24 protein-coding genes are annotated in these 21760 nt (G+C 65.0%); 13 read left to right on the top strand and 11 right to left on the bottom strand.

Annotation, left to right across the window (positions count from 1 at the left end; translation table 11 throughout):
* Positions 1-129: 129 nt before the first annotated feature.
* Complete coding sequence (gene smpB / locus G404_RS0110005) at positions 130-612, bottom strand: SsrA-binding protein SmpB (RefSeq protein ID WP_028640956.1); 483 nt, start codon at positions 610-612, stop codon at positions 130-132.
* A 130-nt stretch (positions 613-742) separates the two neighbouring features.
* On the opposite strand from smpB, the gene G404_RS0110000 reads away from it, so the two are divergent.
* Positions 743-1525 (top strand): 3-hydroxybutyrate dehydrogenase, encoded by a 783-nt coding sequence (locus G404_RS0110000; protein WP_028640955.1) that lies wholly within the window; start codon positions 743-745, stop codon positions 1523-1525.
* Between the two features lie 476 nt (positions 1526-2001).
* On the opposite strand, the gene dapA is transcribed toward G404_RS0110000, so the two are convergent.
* The gene (gene dapA / locus G404_RS0109995) at positions 2002-2883 is read right to left on the bottom strand and encodes a 4-hydroxy-tetrahydrodipicolinate synthase (protein ID WP_028640954.1); all 882 of its coding nucleotides are present in this window, start codon (positions 2881-2883) and stop codon (positions 2002-2004) included.
* Between the two features lie 91 nt (positions 2884-2974).
* On the opposite strand from dapA, the gene G404_RS0109990 reads away from it, so the two are divergent.
* Genes G404_RS0109990 through G404_RS0109965 form a run of 6 tightly spaced genes read left to right on the top strand, consistent with a single transcriptional unit; the run spans position 2975 to position 7045 of the window.
* On the top strand, positions 2975-5038 hold the full coding sequence (locus G404_RS0109990; RefSeq protein WP_084601224.1) for a lytic transglycosylase domain-containing protein: 2064 nt from the start codon (positions 2975-2977) through the stop codon (positions 5036-5038).
* Between the two features lie 4 nt (positions 5039-5042).
* A complete protein-coding gene (locus G404_RS0109985) occupies positions 5043-5537 on the top strand; it encodes a GreA/GreB family elongation factor (RefSeq protein ID WP_028640952.1) in 495 nt (164 codons plus the stop codon).
* Positions 5534-6163 (top strand): histidine phosphatase family protein, encoded by a 630-nt coding sequence (locus tag G404_RS0109980; RefSeq protein ID WP_028640951.1) that lies wholly within the window; start codon positions 5534-5536, stop codon positions 6161-6163. Before G404_RS0109985 ends, G404_RS0109980 begins: the two co-directional genes overlap by 4 nt.
* Positions 6163-6354: a DUF4169 family protein gene (locus G404_RS0109975; protein ID WP_028640950.1), complete on the top strand. Its 192-nt coding sequence runs from the start codon at positions 6163-6165 to the stop codon at positions 6352-6354. The genes G404_RS0109980 and G404_RS0109975 overlap by 1 nt, the downstream gene beginning before the upstream one ends.
* A complete protein-coding gene (locus tag G404_RS0109970) occupies positions 6354-6557 on the top strand; it encodes a hypothetical protein (RefSeq protein WP_028640949.1) in 204 nt (67 codons plus the stop codon). The genes G404_RS0109975 and G404_RS0109970 overlap by 1 nt, the downstream gene beginning before the upstream one ends.
* Entirely contained in the window at positions 6554-7045 is a 492-nt protein-coding gene (locus tag G404_RS0109965; protein WP_036521005.1) for a hypothetical protein, read from the top strand. The genes G404_RS0109970 and G404_RS0109965 overlap by 4 nt, the downstream gene beginning before the upstream one ends.
* A 7-nt stretch (positions 7046-7052) precedes the next feature.
* Here G404_RS0109965 and G404_RS0109960 read toward each other — a convergent pair whose 3' ends face one another.
* On the bottom strand, positions 7053-7745 hold the full coding sequence (locus tag G404_RS0109960) for an outer membrane protein (protein ID WP_245584480.1): 693 nt from the start codon (positions 7743-7745) through the stop codon (positions 7053-7055).
* A gap of 179 nt (positions 7746-7924) precedes the next feature.
* On the opposite strand from G404_RS0109960, the gene rlmN reads away from it, so the two are divergent.
* The 3 genes from rlmN (at position 7925) to G404_RS0109945 (ending at position 11061) form a co-directional block, all read left to right on the top strand.
* Entirely contained in the window at positions 7925-9193 is a 1269-nt protein-coding gene (gene rlmN, locus G404_RS0109955; RefSeq protein ID WP_028640946.1) for a 23S rRNA (adenine(2503)-C(2))-methyltransferase RlmN, read from the top strand.
* Positions 9194-9204: 11 nt separating this feature from the next.
* Positions 9205-9672, top strand: a complete 468-nt coding sequence (locus G404_RS0109950) for a GNAT family N-acetyltransferase (RefSeq protein WP_036521045.1) — start codon at positions 9205-9207, stop codon at positions 9670-9672.
* Positions 9673-9765: 93 nt separating this feature from the next.
* On the top strand, positions 9766-11061 hold the full coding sequence (locus G404_RS0109945; protein ID WP_084601223.1) for an MFS transporter: 1296 nt from the start codon (positions 9766-9768) through the stop codon (positions 11059-11061).
* Here G404_RS0109945 and G404_RS0109940 read toward each other — a convergent pair.
* From G404_RS0109940 to G404_RS0109930, 3 genes are all read right to left on the bottom strand, one after another.
* Positions 11050-12126, bottom strand: a complete 1077-nt coding sequence (locus tag G404_RS0109940) for an alcohol dehydrogenase family protein (protein ID WP_028640943.1) — start codon at positions 12124-12126, stop codon at positions 11050-11052. The genes G404_RS0109945 and G404_RS0109940 overlap by 12 nt on opposite strands.
* A 38-nt stretch (positions 12127-12164) precedes the next feature.
* Entirely contained in the window at positions 12165-13379 is a 1215-nt protein-coding gene (locus G404_RS0109935) for an MFS transporter (RefSeq protein ID WP_028640942.1), read from the bottom strand.
* Positions 13380-13478: 99 nt separating this feature from the next.
* Positions 13479-13730: a GlsB/YeaQ/YmgE family stress response membrane protein gene (locus G404_RS0109930; protein ID WP_028640941.1), complete on the bottom strand. Its 252-nt coding sequence runs from the start codon at positions 13728-13730 to the stop codon at positions 13479-13481.
* A 166-nt stretch (positions 13731-13896) separates the two neighbouring features.
* Here G404_RS0109930 and G404_RS0109925 point away from each other — a divergent pair, with 166 nt between their 5' ends.
* The gene (locus G404_RS0109925; RefSeq protein ID WP_028640940.1) at positions 13897-15066 is read left to right on the top strand and encodes an aminotransferase; all 1170 of its coding nucleotides are present in this window, start codon (positions 13897-13899) and stop codon (positions 15064-15066) included.
* On the opposite strand, the gene G404_RS0109920 is transcribed toward G404_RS0109925, so the two are convergent.
* Positions 15052-15744: a glutamine amidotransferase gene (locus G404_RS0109920; protein ID WP_028640939.1), complete on the bottom strand. Its 693-nt coding sequence runs from the start codon at positions 15742-15744 to the stop codon at positions 15052-15054. The two genes, G404_RS0109925 and G404_RS0109920, sit on opposite strands and share 15 nt — an antisense overlap.
* Before the next feature lie 46 nt (positions 15745-15790).
* A complete protein-coding gene (locus G404_RS20350) occupies positions 15791-15943 on the bottom strand; it encodes a hypothetical protein (protein WP_156906264.1) in 153 nt (50 codons plus the stop codon).
* Between the two features lie 207 nt (positions 15944-16150).
* On the opposite strand from G404_RS20350, the gene G404_RS18740 reads away from it, so the two are divergent.
* Positions 16151-17401 (top strand): alkaline phosphatase family protein, encoded by a 1251-nt coding sequence (locus tag G404_RS18740; RefSeq protein WP_084601221.1) that lies wholly within the window; start codon positions 16151-16153, stop codon positions 17399-17401.
* 57 nt (positions 17402-17458) lie between these two features.
* On the opposite strand, the gene G404_RS0109905 is transcribed toward G404_RS18740, so the two are convergent.
* The 3 genes from G404_RS0109905 to G404_RS0109895 form a co-directional block, all read right to left on the bottom strand.
* The gene (locus tag G404_RS0109905; RefSeq protein WP_036521040.1) at positions 17459-18232 is read right to left on the bottom strand and encodes a methyltransferase family protein; all 774 of its coding nucleotides are present in this window, start codon (positions 18230-18232) and stop codon (positions 17459-17461) included.
* A 190-nt stretch (positions 18233-18422) separates the two neighbouring features.
* Positions 18423-18581 (bottom strand): hypothetical protein, encoded by a 159-nt coding sequence (locus G404_RS20610; RefSeq protein ID WP_169719698.1) that lies wholly within the window; start codon positions 18579-18581, stop codon positions 18423-18425.
* 15 nt (positions 18582-18596) lie between these two features.
* A complete protein-coding gene (locus G404_RS0109895) occupies positions 18597-20192 on the bottom strand; it encodes an isocitrate lyase (RefSeq protein ID WP_028640937.1) in 1596 nt (531 codons plus the stop codon).
* Between the two features lie 156 nt (positions 20193-20348).
* Here G404_RS0109895 and G404_RS0109890 point away from each other — a divergent pair, with 156 nt between their 5' ends.
* Complete coding sequence (locus tag G404_RS0109890; protein ID WP_028640936.1) at positions 20349-21743, top strand: helix-turn-helix domain-containing protein; 1395 nt, start codon at positions 20349-20351, stop codon at positions 21741-21743.
* Positions 21744-21760 lie beyond the last annotated feature (17 nt).

Raw genomic sequence — 21760 nt, 5'->3', positions numbered from 1 at the left:
CTTCCGGGGGTGAACACTTTACGGATGATGTAAAGAATTCATCGAACGGTAGTTGTTGTTGGGGCCACGGGTAATGGCACGATCGTGCCAATGACACCCGATCAATCGGTCCGCGGGGCTGACGCCGCGCTAGTTATGTTCGCGCATGATGCGCGCCTTGTCGCGTTGCCAGTCGCGGTCTTTGGCGGTGGCGCGTTTGTCGGCGTTGTTTTTGCCGCGGGCGAGCGCGAGTTCCACTTTGGCGCGGCCGCGGCTGTTGAAATAGATCATCAGCGGCACCAGGGTCATGCCCTTGCGTTCCACGGCGCCGTGGAATTTGGCAATCTCGCGCTCTTTCAGCAGCAGTTTGCGCACGCGCTTGGGTTCGTGGTTGTAACGGTTGCCGTGGCTGAATTCGGGGATGTTCGAATTGATCAGCCAGACTTCGCCGTTTTTCACCTCGGCATAGCTTTCGGCGATCGAGCCCTGGCCAAACCGCAGCGATTTGACCTCGGTCCCGGTCAGCGCGATCCCCGCCTCGTAGACTTCGTCGATGAAGTACTCGAACCGGGCACGGCGGTTTTCCGCCAGGATCTTTTTCTTGTCGAATTCAAGGGGGGTGGGGCGCGCCATGGTTGACGCGCATGTAGGGGCGCTTGCACAAAATTGCAAAGGCGCAAGGCCACCCGATGGTAAGACCGGTTCATGGTGTGCCATGCACGGGCCCATGCAGGACCACCCGCCACAGAAGAAAGTGACCACGATGAACCTGAACAACACCGTTTCGCTGATCACCGGTGCGGCCAGCGGGATTGGCCTGGGCATTGCCCGCCGCTTTGTCGCAGCCGGCGGCCGGGTCGCGATTGCCGATCTGCACAGCCCCGCTGCGCAGCGTGCTGCCGACGCGATCAATGCCGATTATCCGGACATGGCGATGGCGGTGACGATGGACGTCAGCAACGAGGACGAGGTGAACGCTGGCGTGGCGGCGGTGGTCGCGGCCTGGGGCGGGATCGATGTGCTGGTGTCGAACGCGGGCATCCAGATCGTCAATCCGGTCGAATCCTTTGCCTTTGCCGACTGGAAAAAGCTGCTGGCGATCCATCTTGATGGCGCATTCCTGACCAGCAAGGCGGTTTTGCCGCACATGTATGCCAAAGGGTCGGGCACGATCCTGTTCATGGGATCGGTCCATTCCAGCGAAGCCTCGCCCCTGAAAAGCGCCTATGTCACCGCCAAGCACGGGTTGCTCGGCCTGTCGCGGGTCATCGCCAGGGAAGGCGGGCCAAAGGGCATACGCAGCAATGTGATCTGCCCCGGCTTTGTCCGCACGCCGCTGGTTGACAAGCAGATCCCCGAACAGGCGCGCGAACTGGGCATCAGCGAGGACGAAGTCGTCAAAAAAGTGATGCTGGGTCAGACCGTCGATGGCGAGTTTACCACGGTGGAGGACATCGCCGAAGTCGCGCTGTTTTTCGCAGCCTTTCCCACCAACGCCCTGACCGGCCAGTCGCTGACCGCCAGCCATGGCTGGTCGATGCGCTGATGGCAGGCCCGGCCTGCAAAGGAAAAAGGGAAGTGGGCCGCGCAAAACGGCCAGCGATCGGGCGAATATGGGGGGCACCCGATTGCTGTGTTCACCGGCCAGGGACCGGGATCACCACCTCCTGATCCCGGCCAGAGGCGGGCGGGAATGCTGTGGCCGGACAGGCATACATTACTGCATGGGCCCATCTCAAAATATCATACGTCATGATCTGTCAAAACGCAACCGCAGCCAAGCGCGTTAAAGCTCCGATTTTGAGCGATTAAGCACCATAGCCGACGAATTGTGTCCGATTGCGGGCGCAGGGTTTTGAATTCCGTAGCGTAAAAGCCATGCGCGGATCGTGAATTATTTTTGTGCCTGTTCGGGTTTAACCATTTGCGGCCTGCATTGTGACAGGCGCATTACTCGCCGTAACGAAATTCCGCCCCAGAAATCGTTTGCCGGCGTTTGCAAAACCGGCACAGCGTTGCGCGTCAGATCAGCCCGGCGTGGACCAGTGCGGCATCGACTGCTGCGCGCGCGGGTTCGCTGCACCCCACCAGCGGCAGGCGCAATTCGTCGGTGATCCAGTCGTGCACGCGGGTCAGCGCATATTTCAGCGGTGCGGGGCTGGCATCTTCGAACATTGCATAGTGCAATGGATAAAGCCGGTCATTCAATTCGCGCGCCAGTACAAAGTCATTGGCGGCGCAGGCCTTCTGGAAATCGGCGCACAGCCGCGGCGCGACATTGGCGGTGACCGAAATGCACCCGACCGCGCCGGCAGCATTGGCTGGCAGCGCCAGTTCGTCATCGCCCGACAGCTGGCAGAAATGCTTGCCGATGCCCATGCGATGGTCGGTCACGCGCGACAGATCGCCGCTGGCATCCTTGATCCCCAGAATCCGGTCGGGAAACCGGCGCGCCAGTTCGATGACCGTTTCGGGCTGGATATCGGTCACGGTGCGCCCCGGCACATTGTAGACGATGATCGGCAGATCGATGTGTTCTGCCAGATAACTGAAATGCGCCAGCAGTCCCGCCTGGCTCGGCCGGTTGTAATAGGGCGCCACGCACAAGGCCGCCGCGGCGCCGCACTTCTTGGAAAAGGTCATGTGCAGCAGCGCATTCATCGTATCGTTGCTGCCGCATCCGGCGATTACCGGCACGCGCCCGGCGGCCTGTTCGACGCAGACCTCGATCACACGGTGGTGTTCGGCGTTCGACAAAGTGGAGTTTTCCCCGGTCGTGCCGCAAGGCACCAGCGCCGACGATCCATTCTCGATCTGCCAGTCGACCAGCCGGCGAAACGCCTTCTCATCGAGCGCCCCGTCGCGAAAAGGTGTTACCAGGGCCGGAATCGAGCCGGAAAACATGGACTTTGCTCCTCAACTTGGGGCATGGTTGGCCGATGGGCGAACACGCCCGATGGTCATGAATTCGTCTGATAGGGAGACGCCCCCCCCGATGTCCAGCACGGACATGCAATCCTTGCCCCGCCTGGCGGGCTGGCAAAACCGCGTCGCATGGTTTGCGCGCCTGTCGCGCATGCCACGCAAGGCGTCGTTTGCGCTGGTGCCGATGCTGGCGATTTCGCTGGCGGGTCATGCCACCGATGGCGATTTCGACGGATCGGCATGGGATCGCGCGCGTGCGCAGTTGACCGGCCAGGTTCAGGGCCCGATGGCGCAGGCCATCGATCGGTGGAAACTGCTGAGCAGCAGCAACGGTTATCCCTTTGCCGCCTATTCGGGTTTCCTGACAAGCTATCCCGGTTTTCCCGACGAGGACCGGATGCGCCGCGCTGCCGAAGATGCGCTGGATCGCGAGGCGCCGCAGCCATCGGCCATTGCCGCCTATTTTGACCGGTTTCCCCCGCTGACCAATCCGGGCCGCGCGCACTATGCGCTGGCGCTGCGCGCGCTGGGCCGGCCAGAGGCGTCCGAGATGGCCCGCGCCGCCTGGCGCGGCGGAGTGATGAGCGATGCGGCGCAAACCGCAATCCTGGCCAATTGGGGCGCCGGGTTCGTGACCGCCGACCACGACGCGCGGATCAACGCACTGCTGTGGGCAGGCGCCAGCGTGCCGGCGCAACGGCTGCTGGCGTGGACATCGCCCGGCGTGCGTGCGGTGGCGCAGGGCCGGCTTGCCGCACTGGCCGGCGGTGATCCTTATGCCGCGGCCGCCCTGCCCGCCGCCGTGCTCGACGCCGATCCCGGTTTTGTGTTTCAGCGCGCGCGCGAATTGCACCGGCTGGGCCGCACCGAGGCCGAAGCCGGCTACCTGGCGATGCGCCCGGTCTTGTCCGGCCAGCCGCTCGACCGAGCGCACTGGATTGCCGAACTGCTGTTTGCGGCGCGCGCCGCTGCAAGTGTGGGGGATACCAACACCGCCGCGCGGATTGCGCTTGGCGCGGCCGATGCCTTTGCCCCCGGCGAGGATGTCAGCCAGCAGGGCTTTGCCGTACGCGATGATTACACGTCGCTGACATGGCTGGGTGGCACCACCGCATTGTGGCGCAACCATGATGGCGCGGCTGCGGCCACGCTGTTCCGCCGCTATGCCGATGCTGCGCGCGGCCCGGGGCTGAAGGCCAAGGGCCTGTATTGGGCGGGCCTGTCGCTGGTGCGCAGCGGCCGTACCGCCGAGGCGCAGGACGCCTTTGCCGGGGCGGCGCGCCACCCCGACCAGTTTTACGGCCTGCTTGCGCTTGAACGCATCGGTCAGCCGGTGCCGCGCCTGCCGGTGGCCGCACCGCCCGAACCCACGCCCGATGAACGCGCCCGGTTTGCCGCCGCGCCGATCACCGCAGCCGTGCGCGAGGTGGCGCGCGCCGGCGACTGGCACACCACGATCCGGTTCTTCAAGGAAATCGCCGAACAGCAGCAGACACCGGGCCAGCACGAACTGGTGGCCGAACTGGCGCAAAGCCTGGGCCGGCGCGACCTGGGGGTGATCGTCGGGCAGGCCGCCGGGATGCGCGGGCTGGACCAGTTTCACACGATCGCCTTTCCGCTGATCCCCGTGCCGCAGGGCCAGGCCCGATCGTGGACAATGATCCACGCGATCACCCGCCAGGAAAGCCAGTTTTCGCAAAACGCAATCAGCCATGCGGGCGCGCGCGGGTTGATGCAGATGATGCCCGGCACCGCGGGCGAACAGGCGCGCAAGCTGGGCCTGTCGTATGCCGAAGGGGCACTGATCGGCGATCCGCAGTTCAACATGGCCGTCGGTGGCGCCTATTTCGACCATTTGTTGCAGGTGTTCGGCGGCAGCTATCCGCTGGCGGTCGCAGCCTATAACGCCGGGCCGGGCAATGTCGGCAAATGGCTGCGCGCCAATGGCGATCCGCGCACCGGACAGATCGAATGGGTCGACTGGATCGAACGCATTCCGATTTCGGAAACGCGCGCCTATGTCGAACATGTGCTGGAAAACGCGGTTGTCTATGAAACGATGAACCCGGCCAAGGCCAGCTATGGCGGGCCCAATCCGATGAGCCATTTCCTGGGCAAGCAGACCCCGGGTTGAGTTCATGAAAACCGAAGGCAACCCGATCACCCCTGCCGGAATGGCGGCGATGCGCGCGCGCTATGACCATCTGCTGGGCACCGAGCGGCCGCAGATTGTCGAAATCGTCAGCTGGGCGGCGGGCAACGGCGACCGCTCGGAAAATGGCGACTATCTTTATGGGCGCAAGCGCATGCGCGAAATCGACCGCGAGCTGACCTTTCTGGCGCGGCGGATGAAGGCGGCGCGGGTGATCGATCCGGCGGGGCAGCACGATCACACGCGCGCCCTGTTCGGCGCCACCATCGAGATCGCCGACGAGGATGACAACCGGCGTATCCTGACACTGGTCGGCGATGACGAACAGGATGCGGGCAAGGGCCTGATCGGGTGGAGCGCACCGATCGCCCGCGCGCTGCGCGGCGCGCGCGTGGGCGATCTGCGCCGGGTGCATCTGCCCGGCGGCGAAAAGGAATGGGAATTGATGGCAATCACCTATCCGGACCAGGCCCCGGCATGACCGCCACACGTCATTTCATCATGCGCCACGGCGAAACCGTCTACAATCTGGCGCGCGTGCTGCAATCGAACACGATCCACACCCCGCTGACCCGGCTGGGCTGCGACCAGGCCAGCCACATGGGCGAGGCACTGCGCGATGCGTTGGGCTCCCGGCCGGTTGCGCATGTTCACGTGTCCGACACCGGACGTGCATTGCAGACGCTGGCGCTGATCGGCGAAGTGGTCGGGCTCAACTGGTTTGGCGCACAGCGCACACCCGATTTGCGCGAGATCGAGATGGGATCGTGGTGCCTGCGTGCCTATGACGCGGTCGAGGCCGAAGTCGGCCCGATCCGCCTGCCCGACCACCTGTTGCGCCCGTCGCCCGATGGCGAGGATTATCCGGCGGTTGCGGCGCGGCTGTCGCGCTGGCTGGCGGGCCCGGGTGCCCTGCCCGGCGATCACATCGTGGTGATGCATGGCATTTCCAGCCGCGTGCTGCGCGGAATGATGGGCGGATACCCGGTCCATCCCGATCTGGACGTGCCGATCGCGCCGTCGCTGGTGCAAGGGTCGATCGCGGTGATCGAAGACGGCCGCGAACGCCTGCTCTATGGCAGCCGGCAGGGCACGGAACACGCCTGATGGCCGACGTGATCAACTTGCGCCTGGCGCGCAAGGCGCGTGCCCGCGCGCAGGCCGAACAGGCCGCCGCACACAACCGCGCGCGCCATGGCCAGACCCTGCACGCGCGCAAGACACAGGCATCCGAGCAGGAACGCACCGCGCGCGATCTGGCGGGCAAGCGGCGTGATCGCGCAGACGGGGACGACTGATGCGCACCACCCATGATGCCGCCAATGTCCGGCTCTATTACCTCAACGACGGCCCCGATGGCGGACAGGCGCAGACCCTGATGTATGGCCCGCTGGCCCAGGCCATGGCGCATGCCGCAGCCCAGGACCCGGCCACGCAGGACGGGTTGTGGATCGCGACCGACAACGACGTGATCGCGTGGCGCGATCTGGTCGACGAATGAGGCTTTGCCGCCTGGCCTGTGTGCTGGCGCTGGTGCTGCCGGGCGTGGCGCTGGCGCGTGACCGGCTGGGGGTGTGGAACGACTGGGGCGCGTTTCGCGATGCCGCCGTGCCGCGGTGTTATGCCATTGCCATGGCCATCGACCAGCCGCGCCAGAAACGCGATGCGCAACCCTATTTCACCGTGGCCAACTGGCCAAGGCGGGGCATCCGCGGTGAAATCCACGCGCGGCTGTCGCGCGAGGCGGCTGCGGGCAAGCCGGTAACGATCACGATCGGCGGTCAGCGATTTGCTGCGGTCGTCAACGGTTTCGATATCTGGGCCACTGACCGGCGCGGCGACGCGGCAATCATCGCAGCGCTGCGCAGCGATGGCGACATGACCATAACCGCACGTGGCCGCGACGGCCGGCCGGTGCGCGATATCTATCATCTGGCCGGGGCCGCATCGGCCATGGATGCCGCGAGCCTGGGCTGCGCGGCATCCTGAATTGGGGTCAGAACCTGATCCCTACGCTGGCCAGCACCTGATGCCGGTCGTTGTGCAGATCAAAGGTGCTGGCATCAGGCGTTGACGCGGCATAGTTGAACTGACCGCTGCCATAGTGCGAAAAATCGTACTCCAGCTTGGCATAGGTCGCCTTGGTCAGCTTGTGTTCGACCCCTGCGCCCAGGCGAAAGCCGTTGGCATTGATCCCGTCATACAGCACTTCGCTGCCATCGGTGCCGTAGACCCCGAAACGGGTGTTGGTATAGCCGGCCTTGCCGAAAACCTGCGTTTTGGGCGACAGCGCATAACCCAGCCTGCCGCCGAGAAACAGATCGCGCCCGGGCTTGACCGTCTGGGTGTTGAAGCTGCCGGCGGTCAGGTTTCCGGTGTTGTTCCATTTGGCAGAGCTGCCGTAAACGCCGAATTCGCCGCCCAGCGTAACCCTGTCGGTCAAGGCGAAGTCATAGCCGAGTGCCCCGCCAAATGTCACGCCATCGCTGGTGCCGGACACACGCGCTGCGGGATCGATGTCCTTGATCGACGTGTTGGCCAGATGATCCCAGCCAACGCTGGCTTCGACATGCGCGCCCGCAAAGGCTTCGGCGGGCGTTGCCGGGCCTGACGCGTCGCTTTGCGCAAAGGCCGGGTTCGATGCGATCACGGCCATGCCGGCGCACAAAACAGCAAAAAGGGTCTTCATCGCATTCTCCATCGGTTTGTCCCCCCGATGGCGCACAAACGATCCGCAAATCGCCCCCCCTTTTGCCCGTCGCGACGAAATTACCATATGTGACAATGCGTTACAGATGATGGCAACTGTGGCGCGGGCGACTGCCTGTCAATTTGCGCTTCATCGCGCGGACCTGTATAGGCACAGCCATGCCAACACCGCTGATGACCATCCCGGGCCATATCGACCCGGTTCCCGTGCCCCGTGACGTGACCCCGCGCGCCGATGGCCGGATCGACCTGATGGGGCTTTCGCGCCCTGCGATCACCGACCTGTTTGCAGGCGCCGGGCTGGACCCGCGCGCCGCAAAGCTGCGCGCCAAGCAGGTGTTCCACTGGATCTATCACCGCGGGGTGATCGATTTTGACGCGATGACCGACATCGCCAAGACGATGCGCCCGTGGCTGAGCGACCGCTTCGTCATCGGCCGGCCCGAAATCGTCGAGGCGCAGGCATCGACCGACGGCACGCGCAAATGGCTGTTGCGCACCGCCGACGCGCACGATTTCGAAATGGTGTTCATCCCCGATGCCGATCGCGGCACGCTGTGCGTGTCGAGCCAGGTCGGCTGCACGCTGAATTGCCGGTTCTGCCACACCGGCACGATGCGGCTGGTACGCAACCTGACTCCCGGCGAAATCGTTGGTCAGGTCATGCTGGCGCGCGATGCACTGGGCGAATGGCCCAAGGCCGGCGGCAACATGGCCGGGCTCGACGATGATCCCGACGACGAAGGCGATGACGCAGCCCGGGCGTACAGCGCCGATGGCCGCCTGCTGACCAATATCGTGATGATGGGCATGGGCGAGCCGCTGTACAATTTCGACAATGTCCGCGACGCACTGAAGGTCGTGATGGATGGCGATGGTCTGGCGCTGTCAAAGCGCCGGATCACGCTGTCGACCAGCGGCGTGGTGCCATTGATGGCGCGCGCCGGCGCCGAAATCGGGGTCAATCTGGCGGTGTCGCTGCATGCCGTATCCAAGGAAGTGCGCGACGAGATCGTGCCGATCAACCGCAAGTTCGGTATCGAGGAATTGCTGGAGGCCTGCGCCGCCTATCCCGGTGCATCGAATGCGCGGCGCATCACGTTTGAATATGTCATGCTGAAGGACAAGAACGACAGCGATGCCGACGCGCATGAACTGGTGCGCCTGATCAAGCACTACAAGCTGCCGGCCAAGGTCAATCTGATCCCGTTCAACCCCTGGCCCGGCGCACCCTACGAATGTTCCACCCCCGAACGCATCCGCCGTTTTTCCGACATCGTTTTCGAAGCCGGCATTTCGGCCCCGGTGCGCACGCCGCGCGGACGCGACATCGATGCCGCCTGCGGCCAGCTGAAAACCGCCTCTGAACGCAAAAGCCGCGCCGAACTTGACCGGCTGGCCGAGGAAAAACAGGCAGCGCTCGATTGAACCCGGGCGCCATGATCCTGCACGAGTTCAGCGACGATCTGGCGCATCATTTCCACGACATCAACGTCGAATGGATCGAGGCGATGTTCCAGCTGGAACCAACCGACCGCGACGTGCTGGAAAACCCGCGCGCGCGGATCATTGCGGGCGGCGGCACGATCCTGTTTGTCGAGGCCCCAGGCCTTGGCATCGTCGGCACCTGCGCGTTGCAGAAAACCGGCCCGACCGGGTTTGAACTGACCAAAATGGGTGTCCGCAGTACCGCGCGCGGGCTGAAGGCGGGGGAATTCCTGCTGGCCGCCGTGATCGCGCGGGCACAGGCGCTGGCCGCCGACCCGCTGTATCTGTTGACCAATGCGCGTTGTGCGGCGGCGATCCACCTGTATGAAAAACTGGGCTTTTGCCACGACGCCCGGATCATGGCGGAATATGGCGCGCGGTATGCACGATGCAATGTCGCGATGCGCCACGCCGGCTGACCAGGCGCCCTTCTAAGCCCGCGCGATAGACTTGGCCACGGGCCGCTTGTACCCCTTTGTCCGGGCCTGGCGGCACTGGTGGGGCAATCGCACATGAACGGTCGGCACGGTTCGATCCCGGACAGCACGCAAGACACGCTGACCCTGGCGCAGGCGCGCCGTGCGGTGCTGGCCGTAACCATCGGCAACGGGCTGGAATTCTACGATTTCATGACGTTTGCGTTCTTCGCGATTGCGATCGGACAGACGTTCTTTCCCTCGGTCAATCCCTACCTCAGCCTGATGGCGTCGCTTGCCACATTCGGCGCCGGCTTCATTACCCGGCCGCTCGGTGCGCATGTGCTGGGCGGCTATGCCGACCGGGTCGGGCGCAAACCGGCGATGATGGTCAGCATGATGCTGATGGGCCTGGGCATCGCGCTGTTGGCGCTGACCCCGGGCTATGCCAGCATCGGCTATGCCGCGCCGCTGATCGCGGTGATCGCGCGGTTGATCCAGGGGTTCGCGCTGGGTGGCGAAGTGGGCTCGGCCAGCGCCTATCTGCTTGAAGCCGTGCCGAGCGGGCGACGCGGCCTGTCGATCAGCCTGCAAGGCGTCAGCCAGGACATTGCCGGCACCATCGGCGGGCTGGTCGGACTGGGCCTGAGCCTGGTGATGACCGAGGCGCAGCTGGGCACCATCGGCTGGCGCATCGCGCTGATGCTGGGCGTGCTGATCGTGCCCGTGGCGCTGCTGATGCGCGGCAGTCTGCCCGAAACACACCAGCCGGCCGCCGCCCGTGCAACGGGCGCCGTGCCGTTCGGCCGCTATGCCCGGGTTGTCCTGCTGGGGATCGTGCTCATCGCCAGCAGCACGAGCGGGGGCTATATCTTCCGCTATATGGCGACGTATGGGCAGGCCTCGCTGCATCTGTCGGGCGCTGTGGCCTTTGCCGGGCAAACCGCCAACACCGCAGTGGCAGTCGTCGTCGGCGTGTTCGGCGGTTGGCTGAGCGACAGGGTGGGCCGACGCCCGGCGATGATCTGGCCGCAACTAGCGTTTCTGGCGGCAATCCTGCCGTGCTTTGTCTGGTTGACCACCGCGCGCACCGCCACCGCGTTCATCGGCGCCAATGTGATCCTGTCGGTGCTGGCCACCACCCAGTTTTCCGCGATCTATGCGGCGATCACCGAAAGCCTGCCGCCGGGTGTGCGTGCCCGCACCTTTGCGCTGATCTATTCGGTGCCGGTGGCGGTATTTGGCGGGTCGACCCAGTTGATCGTGACATGGCTGCTGCATGCCACCGGCAGCCCGATGGCCATTGCCTGGTATCTGACCGGGTTTGTCGCGATCGGGCTGATGGCGATGATTGCCTTTCGCGAAAGCGCGCCGGCCAGGTTATCCGGGTAACAGCACGATCTTGCCGACATGGCGCTTGGCCAGGAAATCGGCCTGCGCCAGTGCAATGTCACGCATCGGATACGTGCGGGCGACCAAGGGGCGGATGCGCCCGGCGGCAATGTGACCAACCAGTTCGGCAAACACCCCCTGCCCCGGCACGGTGCAGCCAAACAGGCTGAGATCCTTCAGGTACAGCGTCCGCAGATCCAGATCGACGATCGGCCCGGCAATGGCCCCGGCCACGGCATAGCGGCCGCCGGGGCGCAGCACCTGCAGCAGCGCCCCCCACTGCGCGCCGCCTGCCACATCGATCACCAGATCGACGCTGTCGCGCCCGATCTGCGCCACCAGGTCGGCATCGCGCGGCAGCACCCGATCGGCGCCCAGCGCCGCCACCGCAGCGGCCTTGTCCGCGCCCGCCAGCGCCCAGACCTGCGCGCCGCGCGCACGCGCCAGTTGCACCGCCGCCGATCCGACCCCGCCCGATGCACCCGTTACCAGCACGCGTTCGCCGGCCACCTGGCCCGCGCGGCACAGCATGTTGAGCGCGGCGCCATAGGCGCAGGGGAACGAGGCCAGTTCTGCGTCGCTCAACCCGCAATCGATCGCATGGGCCTGTGCTGCCGGCACCAGCGCGTAATCGGCAAAGGCGCCATCGCATTCCGATCCGAAATAGCACACCGCGCCATCAGCACCCGGAAACACCGGCTCGATCAGCACGCGCTGCCCGATCCGCGCCGGATCCACCGCGTCGCCAACCGCCACGATGCGCCCCGCTGCATCGGCGCCCTGTATGCGGGGAAAGGTGAATTCCGCGCCGCTCCATCCGTCGGATTGCGCCGCAGCAAACCCGGTGTCGGCGCCGGTTGCGGTATCGGCGGCAACCGCCTTGGAATACCAGCCGATGCGCGTGTTGATATCGGTGTTGTTGACCCCGGCCGCGCCGACGCGCACCAGAACTTCGCCACGCCCCGGCACCGGCACCGGCAGATCATCGCGCCAGGCCAGCCGATCATAGCCGCCAAACCCGGTCAGCACGACGCCGCGCATCGTCGCCTCGACTGCCTCGGTCATTGCCGCCCCTTCCTGCCCGTTGCCTTTGCCGATCCGGGCTATGCCCGAACCTTGCGCAGATCGGGAAGGAAAACCGCAAGCAGGCCGATTGCGGGCAGCACCGCGCAGATCCGGTAGACCGCGACGATGCCCCAGGCATCGGCCACGTTCCCCAGCACCGCCGCGCCGATCCCGCCCACGCCAAAGGCAAAGCCGAAGAACAGGCCCGAAATCATGCCGATCTTGCCCGGCACCAGGTCCTGCGCAAAAACCACGATCGCCGGAAAGGCCGAGGCCAGGATCAGCCCGATCATCACCGTCAGCGGCCCGGTCCAGAACAGCCCGGCATAAGGCAGCAGCAGCGTGAACGGCAACGGGCCCAGGATCGAAAACCAGATCACCTGCTTGCGCCCGAACCGGTCGCCCAGCGGCCCGCCCAGAATCGTGCCGATCGCCACCGCGGTCAGAAAGGCAAACAGGTGCAACTGTGCGTTTTCGACCGTCACGCCAAAACGCTGGATCAGGTAGAACGTGAAATAGCTCGTCAGGCTGGCAAGATAGACATATTTGGAAAAGATCAGCGCCAACAGGATCGCAATGCCGCGCAGCACGATGCTGTTACGCAGCACGACCTGCGCACGATGACCGTCCTTGCCAGGGGCCAGCCGCGCCAGCCCGTGATGGCGATACCATTGCGCCACATTCCACAACACGGCGCACGACAGCAGTGCCAGCAGCGCAAAGCATGCCACGCTGCTTTGCCCCCAGCGCACCACCACCAGCGCTGCCGCCAGCGGCCCCAGCGCCTGGCCGGCATTGCCGCCAACCTGGAACAGCGATTGCGCCAGCCCGTGCCGCGCGCCCGCCGCCATGCGTGCCACGCGCGACGATTCGGGGTGAAACACCGAGGAACCCATGCCGATCAGCGACGCACCGACCAGCAACAGCGCATAATTGTGCGCCACCGACAACACCAGCAGCCCGGCCAGCGAGAACAGCGTGCCACCGGGCAGCGCCAGCGGGGTCGGCCGCTTGTCCGCATACAGCCCAACCAGCGGTTGCAGGATCGACGCGGTCAACTGATAGGCCAGCGTGACCAGACCGATCTGGGTAAAGCTGAGATGCAGTTCGCTCTTCAGGTCCGGATAGATGGCCGGCAACAGCGACTGCATCATGTCGTTCAGCATGTGGCAGAAACTGATTGCCACGATCACGCCGAACACCGTGGTCTGGGCGGCGGTCGTCGCGGACTGGGCGGTGCGGCTGGCGGTCATGGGGTCCTGTCGGATTGCGTGATCGCCCCCCCCTTAGAGCGGGTTGGGCCCAAGCGGTACCGTCAACTTTGCGCTTTGGCGGCGCCCCGTCGTGCCGGGTCAATCGCGTGCGAACAGACGCACCACCAGCAGCACGACGACCGACCCGACAAAGGCGGTGACGATCGATCCGATAAAGCCGCGCGAGGGGGCCATGCCCAACAGATCGAACAGGCGCCCGCCGACAAATGCGCCGACAATGCCCAGTACGATATCTGCCAGCATGCCAAACCCGGCGCCCCGGGTGACCTTTCCAGCCAGAAATCCGGCCAGGCCGCCAATAATCAGCCATGCGATCAAACCGTGGTGCATGCATTGTCTCCTGCCTTCGTAACAACCGCCGGGATATTTTTGAACGGCTGTGCCGCATCTGAATACGTTGCATGACGCGTGTTGCAAATGCCCGGGCGGCGTGGAGACATTGCGCAGCGCCACCGTGGCGTTGCGCAATGTCTCCACGCCGCTTAAACCCACGGCCATGCGCGCGCTCAATCCGGTCTATTCCGCCCTGCCCACGACAATTTTCGAACATATGTCGGGGCTTGCCCGATCGTCGGGCGCGATCAATCTGGGCCAGGGATTTCCCGATGCGCCGCCGCCACCGGCACTGACCGCGGCGGTGACGCGCGCCATGGCCGAACGGTCACAGCACTATCCGCCAATGGCCGGCGTGCCCGAACTGCGTGATGCGATCGCGGGGTTCTATCGCCGCCGCCAGCGGCTGGATCTGTCACGCGACGAGGTCATCGTTACCTCGGGCGCGACCGAGGCAATTGCGGCGGCGGTGCTGGCGGTGATCAGCCCGGGCGACCACGTGCTGCTGTTTCAGCCGGCCTATGATGCCTATGCGCCGCTGGTACGCCGCATGGGCGCGGTGCCGGTGTTTGTGCCGCTGCGCCCGCCGCACTGGCACTATGACCGCGCAGCGATCGAGGCGGCGTTGACCCCGCGCACCCGCGCGATGATCATCAACGATCCGCTGAACCCGACAGGTTCGGTGATGGATGCGGCAACCCGTGCGATGATCGCCGCAATCGCGGTGGCGCACGACCTGTTCGTGATCTGTGACGAAGTGTGGGAAACGGTGCGCTTTGATGGCGGCACGCACGTTTCGCTGCTGGCAGAGCCGGGCATGGCAACGCGCACGGTCAAGATCGGATCGGCGGGCAAGATTTTTGGCGCGACCGGCTGGAAAGTCGGCTGGATGGTCGCCGCCCCCGACGTGGCGGCCGTGCTGGCCAAGGCGCACCAGTTCCTGACCTTTACCACTCCGCCGATGTTGCAGTGGGCCGTGGCCGAAGGATTGGGCGACGATGGCCTGATCGACGCGACCGTAGCGGGTTGGGCCGCAAGCCGCGCGGTGCTGAACCAGGGGCTGGCCGCATGCGGCTTTGCGGTGATGCCGGGTGTGGCGACATGGTTCACGTGCATCGATCTGGCCGCGAGCGCGATTGCGCTGGATGATCGCACCGTGGCCGAACGGATGGTCCGCGAAGCCGGGGTCGCCTCGATCCCGCTGTCGGCGCTGTGGGAAGGCTGCGATGCCCCGCGCCATGTGCTGCGGCTGTGCCATTGCAAACCGGCCGCCATGCTGGACGAGGCAATCGGCAGGATAGCCCGCTGGCGAGAACGTCTAATCCAGTCCTGACAACCACTGCGCGATCATCGCGCGTCCGGCGGCGACAGCGCGCGGGCCATGCACAGCATGCGCTGCGCGCAGCGCGCATGGGGTCACCCCAGCGGTTGCCAGATCGTCCGGGCCCTGTTCGATCCAGGCTTCGAACCTGGCGTCTTCGCCCATTTCGCCATGGAATTGCAGCGCCAGCAGATTGCGCCCGCGCGCAAAGGCCTGATGCGGATAGACATGGCTTGATGCCAGCAGATCGACACCCGCCGGCAGATCGAACGTGTCGCCGTGCCAGTGCAGCACCGGCACGCCCGCGACATGGCGCAAGGGGCTGGCAGGATCGTGCACCACCACGGGATGAAACCCGATTTCGCGTGTGCCGCCGGGATAGACCCGCGCGCCCAGCGCCGCTGCGATCATCTGCGCGCCAAAGCACACCCCCAGTGTCGGCCGATCGGCATCGAGCCGCCGGGCCAGCCGCCGCATCTGGCAGGCAATCCAGGGATGCGTCGCGGTTTCATAAACGCCCATTGGCCCGCCCATCATGATCAGCAGATCGGGCGCGCCAAGATCGACACGCGAAAAGCCGGGATCGCAGACATCGATGCGATCGACCCGGTACCCGGCCGCCTCGATCGGATCGCGGTAGGCAGCGACCCCTTCGTGGGGCACATGACGGATGATCAGTGCGGTTTTCATGCGTATCAGATCGGCATCCGGTCCCGACGGTCAAGCAGCAGCAATCCTAGATACCCAGCCGGGCCCAGAAGTCTTCGGCCGACAAGGTCCGCCGTTCGGCATCGCCACCCGCCGTTGAGCGCGCCCACGAAGGATGCGGCAGGCGTGGCAGCGGGCGTTCGCCATGCGGCTGCCGGATCAGGGCATGTTTCTTCGTCATCGCGCAAATTCCTTTTCATCGTCAATCGTCCGCAGGCAGTATCGGGCCGGCAACGGGGAGGGAGCGTTCCGGCCCGACGTAGAATTTCTACTTTTTAAGTTGAGTATTGTCAGACGAGAAAAAATCATCGCGTGAAAAGCCGGACTTGATCGTTCGCAGCGCCTGTGCGCAGGGACGCCCTGTGCCCGAACCGACGCGAGGACCATGATGAGCCGGCTGATCCAGACACTCGCCATCCTGCTGGCCCTGCTGGCGACTCCGGGGCTGGCGAACCCGGCAATTGCGGACCCTGCGCCGCAATCGCCGTTGATCCTGATTTCGATCGACGGGTTTCGCGCCGATTATCTGGATCGCGCGATCAGCCCGGCGCTGTCGGCGCTGGCCGCAGGCGGTGTGCACGCCACGCGCATGACGCCGTCATTCCCGTCGGTCACGTTTCCCAACCACACCACGCTGGTAACCGGGCTGGTGCCCGATCACCACGGCATCGTGAACAACGCCTTCATCGATCCGGCCATGCCCGGCCCGTTTTCGATGGCCAGCAAGGAGGAACGCTGGTGGGGCGAAAGCACGCCGATCTGGATCACCGCCGAACGCGCCGGATTGCACACCGGGGTGATGTTCTGGCCCGGCGTGTCGGTTGCGCACGGTGGGGTGCGTCCAGGGCTGTTCCACGATTACGATCACGCCATTGCGCCAGACGACCGGGTCGATACCGTGCTGGGCTGGTTCGATCTGCCCGCTGACCAGCGTCCGCGCCTGGCGCTCGTCTATTTCGAACAGGTCGACACCGCAGGCCACAATTTCGGCCCGGATTCGCCGCAGGTCGATGCGGCCATCCGCACGATCGATACCGCGGTTGCGCGGTTGATCGCGGGGCTGAAGGCGCGGAGCATCCATGCCAACGTGATCGTGGTGGCCGATCACGGCATGGCCGCGGTCGGGCCCGACAATCTGGTACTGCTGGACGACGTGGTCGATCTGACCGCCGCCCACGTGGTGTTCGATGGAACGGTCATCGGGTTTGACCCCGCCCCCACCCCGGCGGGAAAGGCTGCGCGCCGCGCGCTGCTGACCCGCGCCCCGCACATGCATTGCTGGGACAAGCACGCGATTCCAGCCGATCTTGATTACGGCACAAACCCGCGCGTGCCTGCGGTGGTGTGCCAGGTGCAGACCGGTTGGCTGGCGATGACCCGCGCCGAATATGCGCGCAGCCAGGCCCGTCACCCCGGCCTGGAAAAAGGCGCGCACGGCTATGACATCCATGATCCCGCGATGGGCGCGCTGTTCATCGCCAACGGCCCCGCGTTTCGCCGGGGTCTGACCCTGCCGCCGTTTCCCAATGTCGATGTCTATCCGCTGATGGCCACAGTGCTGGGCATCACGCCGCATTCCGGTGATGGCCATCTGTCCGATGTGGCTGCCGCGCTGGACACCACGGTGCACGACCGATAGCTCCGCCGGCCCGGGCTGCGGATGCACTTTGGCGATTTGCACCCTGCCCTTTGGCGATCATCCTTCGCGGCGGCGTGGAAGGGGAAACCAGAACGGCGTGCCGGCGCGATATCTGGCAAAGGCCGCGCCAAATCGACGCGCAAATCTGGCTTCTTTGATGATCGAGCCGATGACACAATATGCGGTCAGAATGACCGCAACGACCAGGCCATCGGGCGTGATCGTCGGCACAGTCCACAAGGTCAACGCAAACGCAACATAGATCGGCTGCCGGATCAGCCGAAACAGCCCGCGGGTCGGCATGGAAGGGTAAACCGGCGGCCGCCCCCGAACAACCGCGCGCCAGCCCAGCAGGCCGGTCTGCAATGCAAATCCGGCATCGACAATGGCCTTGAGCAACAACAGCCAGGCCACGCCATAACCCACTTCGAACACGACCAGCGTGGCACCGCGGGCCTGCCACAGCACGTGCCCGACCGGCGTCCAGCCCAGGAACAGCAGCCCGGTCTGCACCGAGGCAATCAACGCGTACGTCGTCGACATAAGCGGCGTGCCCAGGCTTGAAGGGGCAAGCCGCCGCAGCCCTGCGCCGCCGCGCTTCGACAACAACGCACTGTGCAGCAGCGGAAATTGAAGCAGCAGCAGCGCATCGGCGAACCACGACCAGGGTCTGGCCAGCCGCCCAAGGCCCCAGGTCATGCCGCTGAACAGGACAACCATCATCGCGCCGACGCCGGCAACGAAGGCCAGGTGGCACAACAGCCCGTAAAGGACCGCGATCATCACAACGCCACGGCGCGGCAGGCCCGCACTGGACGCCGTCGCGGTCATGTGAACATCCTGACCCTGTGCGCGCATTGGTGAATCTGGCTGCATTTTCGCAAGATAGGTATTGATCACAGGCGAAAAAAGACCGGACGCGACCTGGCAGCGCAGCGTGGCGCAACCCGCGAACGGCATCGCCCCGCAGCGCCGTTCGGCCACTGCAGGGCGATGGTGCGCCCCCTGACAAGCGTGGGCTTTACCGACCCAGCGCGCTGCCGAGACGGTGATAGAGGTTGGAGAATTTCACCGATTCGGGCGAATCCTCGATCTGCTTCAGGTGGCTGAGCACGGCTTCACGGATCAGCTTGAAATCTTCGGTGGAAAGGACCGCGCGGGCCCGTTGGGGTTCTGCCATAATGCCTCTCCTGTCTTACGCTGCAAACTGGTTCATGGTGTTGTGCGCGCCGCCGGCCTTCAGCGCGGCATCACCGGCGAAATATTCCTTGTGATCGTCGCCCACGTCCGATCCGGCCATGTTCTGATGCCGGACACAGGCCAGACCTTCGCGGATTTCGCGGCGCTGCACGCCTTCGACATAGGCCAGCATGCCCGCCTCGCCGAAATAGCCCTTGGCCAGGCTGTCGGTGCTGAGCGCTGCGGTATGATAGGTGGGCAGCGTGATCAGGTGGTGGAAAATGCCCGCCTCGCGCGCGGCATCGCGCTGGAACGTGCGGATGCGTTCATCGGCTTCGTGGGCCAGATCGGTGCCGTCGTACTCCACGCTCATCAGGCGCGCACGGTCATAGGCCGCCATGTCGCGCCCTTCACCGGTCCACACGTCATAGACCTGCTGCCGGAAATTCAGAGTCCAGTTGAAGCTGGGCGAATTGTTGTAGACCAGCTTGGCATGGGGCACGACTTCGCGGATGCGGTTCACCATGCCCGCAATCTGGCCGATATGCGGCTTTTCGGTTTCGATCCACAGCAGGTCGGCACCGTTTTGCAGGCTGTTGATGCAATCGAGCACCACGCGGTCTTCACCCGTACCGGCGCGGAACTGGAACAGGTTTGACGCCAGCCGCTTGGGCCGCAACAGCGTGCCATTGCGCGCAATCAGCACATCGCCATTGCCCAGGTTGGCCGGATCGACCGCTTCGCAATCGAGAAAGCTGTTGTACTGGTCGGCGATGTCGCCGGGGCTGCGGGTATAGGCGATCTGCTTGGTCAGCCCTGCGCCCAGCGAGTCGGTGCGCGCCACGATCACGCCATCGTCGACGCCCAGTTCGAGAAACGCGTACCGCACCGCACGGATTTTCGCGAGAAAGTCTTCGTGCGGAACGGTCACCTTGCCGTCCTGGTGGCCGCACTGTTTTTCATCCGACACCTGGTTTTCAAGCTGGATGCAGCAGGCGCCCGCCTCGATGAATTTCTTGGCCAACAGGTACGTTGCCTCGGCATTGCCGAACCCGGCGTCGATATCGGCGATGATCGGCACCACGTGCGTCTGAAACGCGTCGATCGTGTGCAGCAGGCGGTGGGTGTTGACCGCATCGCCGGCCGCCTTGGCCGCATCGAGTTCACGAAACAGACCGCCCAGTTCGCGCGCATCGGCCTGCTTGAGAAACGTGTACAACTCCGCGATCAGCGCGGGCACGCTGGTCTTTTCGTGCATCGACTGGTCGGGCAACGGGCCGAATTCGCTGCGCAAGGCCGCGACCATCCACCCCGACAGGTACAGATACCGGCCCTTGGTTGTGCCAAAGTGCTTCTTGATCGAAATCAGCTTCTGCTGACCGATGAACCCGTGCCAGCAGCCCAGCGACTGCGTGTACTGCGACGGGTCGGCGTCATAGGCAGCCATGTCGGCGCGCATGATCCTGGCGGTATGGCGTGCGATGTCGAGACCGGTGCGAAACCGGTTCTGCAGACGCATGCGCGCAGCACTTTCCGCCTCGATGCCGTCCCAGTTGCCGCCAAAGGTGGCGATGGCCTTGCGGGCCTCGATGATGGTCTGCGAATAGGTCATGGTGTGGTCGTCCCGTTGGTCGTGTCGGTCCGGCGTGGCCGGGGTACGAACGCGGACTAGAGCGCCCAACCGCCATGCGGCACCCCTGGCGAAGTCTTGTTGTCAAACTTTACAAAAAATGCTTGTACAGTTGTGCAGTCCTGTACGGAGCCCCCCATGGCCGATGCCCGCCCGCTCTATCTTGGCCCCCGGATCAAACGGTTGCGCCGCGAACTGGGCCTGACCCAGGCGGCAATGGCCGAGGATCTGGACATTTCACCAAGCTATGTCGCGCTGATCGAGCGCAACCAGCGGCCGCTGACCGCCGATGTGCTGCTGCGGCTGGCGCGCACCTACAAGCTCGACATGCACGAACTGGCCGCTGACGAACGCGACGATTACGCGCAGCGGCTGCTGGCGATGCTGAAAGACCCGATTTTTGCCGAAATCGATCTGACCACGCTGGAAATTGCCGATATCGCCACCAGCTTTCCGGGCGTGGCCGAGGCGATGTTGCGCCTGCATGGCGCCTATGCGCGCGAACAACAGGCGCTGGCGGGGCTGCGCGAAGGCGTGCCCGGCGATCCTGCCGCCGACGCGATCGGCGAAGCGCGGCGGTTTATCGCGCGCGCGCGCAACCATTTTCCCGCGCTTGATGCCCGCGCCGAAACGCTGGCTGACGAAGTGGCGCGTGCCGGCGGGCAGACCGAGTGGCTGCGCGAACGGGGCGTGCGGTTGCGGTTTCTGCCAGGTGACGTGATGATGGGCGCGTTGCGCCGCTATGACCGGCATGGCGATCAATTGCTGATCGACGACATCCTGCCCGCCACCGCGCGGCAATGGCAGATCGCGCTGCACATAGCCTATACCGCGATGCGTTCAGACATTGCCGAACTGGTGCGCGGCGAAAGCTTTGCCAGCCCGACCGCGGCGCAACTGGTGCGCCGCGCGCTGGCCGGTTATGCGGCGTCGGCCACGATCATGCCCTATGACAGGTTTGCCCGCGCGGTCGAGGCGCGCGCCTATGATATCGAGGCGCTGGCCGGGGTGTTTGGCACCAGCTTTGAACAAGTGGCGCACCGCCTGACCACGCTGGGCCGCGTCGGGCAGCAGGGGGTGCCGTTCTTTTTCATCCGGGTCGATGCGGCGGGCAATGTGTCAAAACGGCTCGATGGCGCGGGTTTTCCATTTGCCGCGCACGGCGGGGGGTGTCCGTTGTGGAACCTGCACCAGGCGTTTCGCACCCCCGGCGAAGTCCTGACGCAGTGGCTCGACCTGCCCGATGGCCAGCGGTTCTTTTCGATTGTCCGCACGGTCACCTCGGGCGGCGGCGCGCACGACCGGCCAATTGTGCTGCGCGCGATCGCGCTGGCCTGCGCCGCCGAACACGCCCCCCGGCTGATCTATGCCCAGGGCGCGGCCGCCACCGCGGTGCCCACGCCGATCGGCATGACCTGCCGGCTGTGCAACCGCGCCGAATGCACCGCACGGGCCGAACCGCCGCTGGGCCGCGAAATCCTGCCCGATGATTATCGCCGTGTGTCGGCCCCGTTTGCCTTTGCCGAAAGCTGACCGGGCCGCTATCGGCG

The organism is Novosphingobium acidiphilum DSM 19966 (assembly GCF_000429005.1).
In the GTDB taxonomy this organism is placed as follows: domain Bacteria; phylum Pseudomonadota; class Alphaproteobacteria; order Sphingomonadales; family Sphingomonadaceae; genus Novosphingobium; species Novosphingobium acidiphilum.
This window is presented reverse-complemented; position numbering and strand designations above follow the sequence as displayed.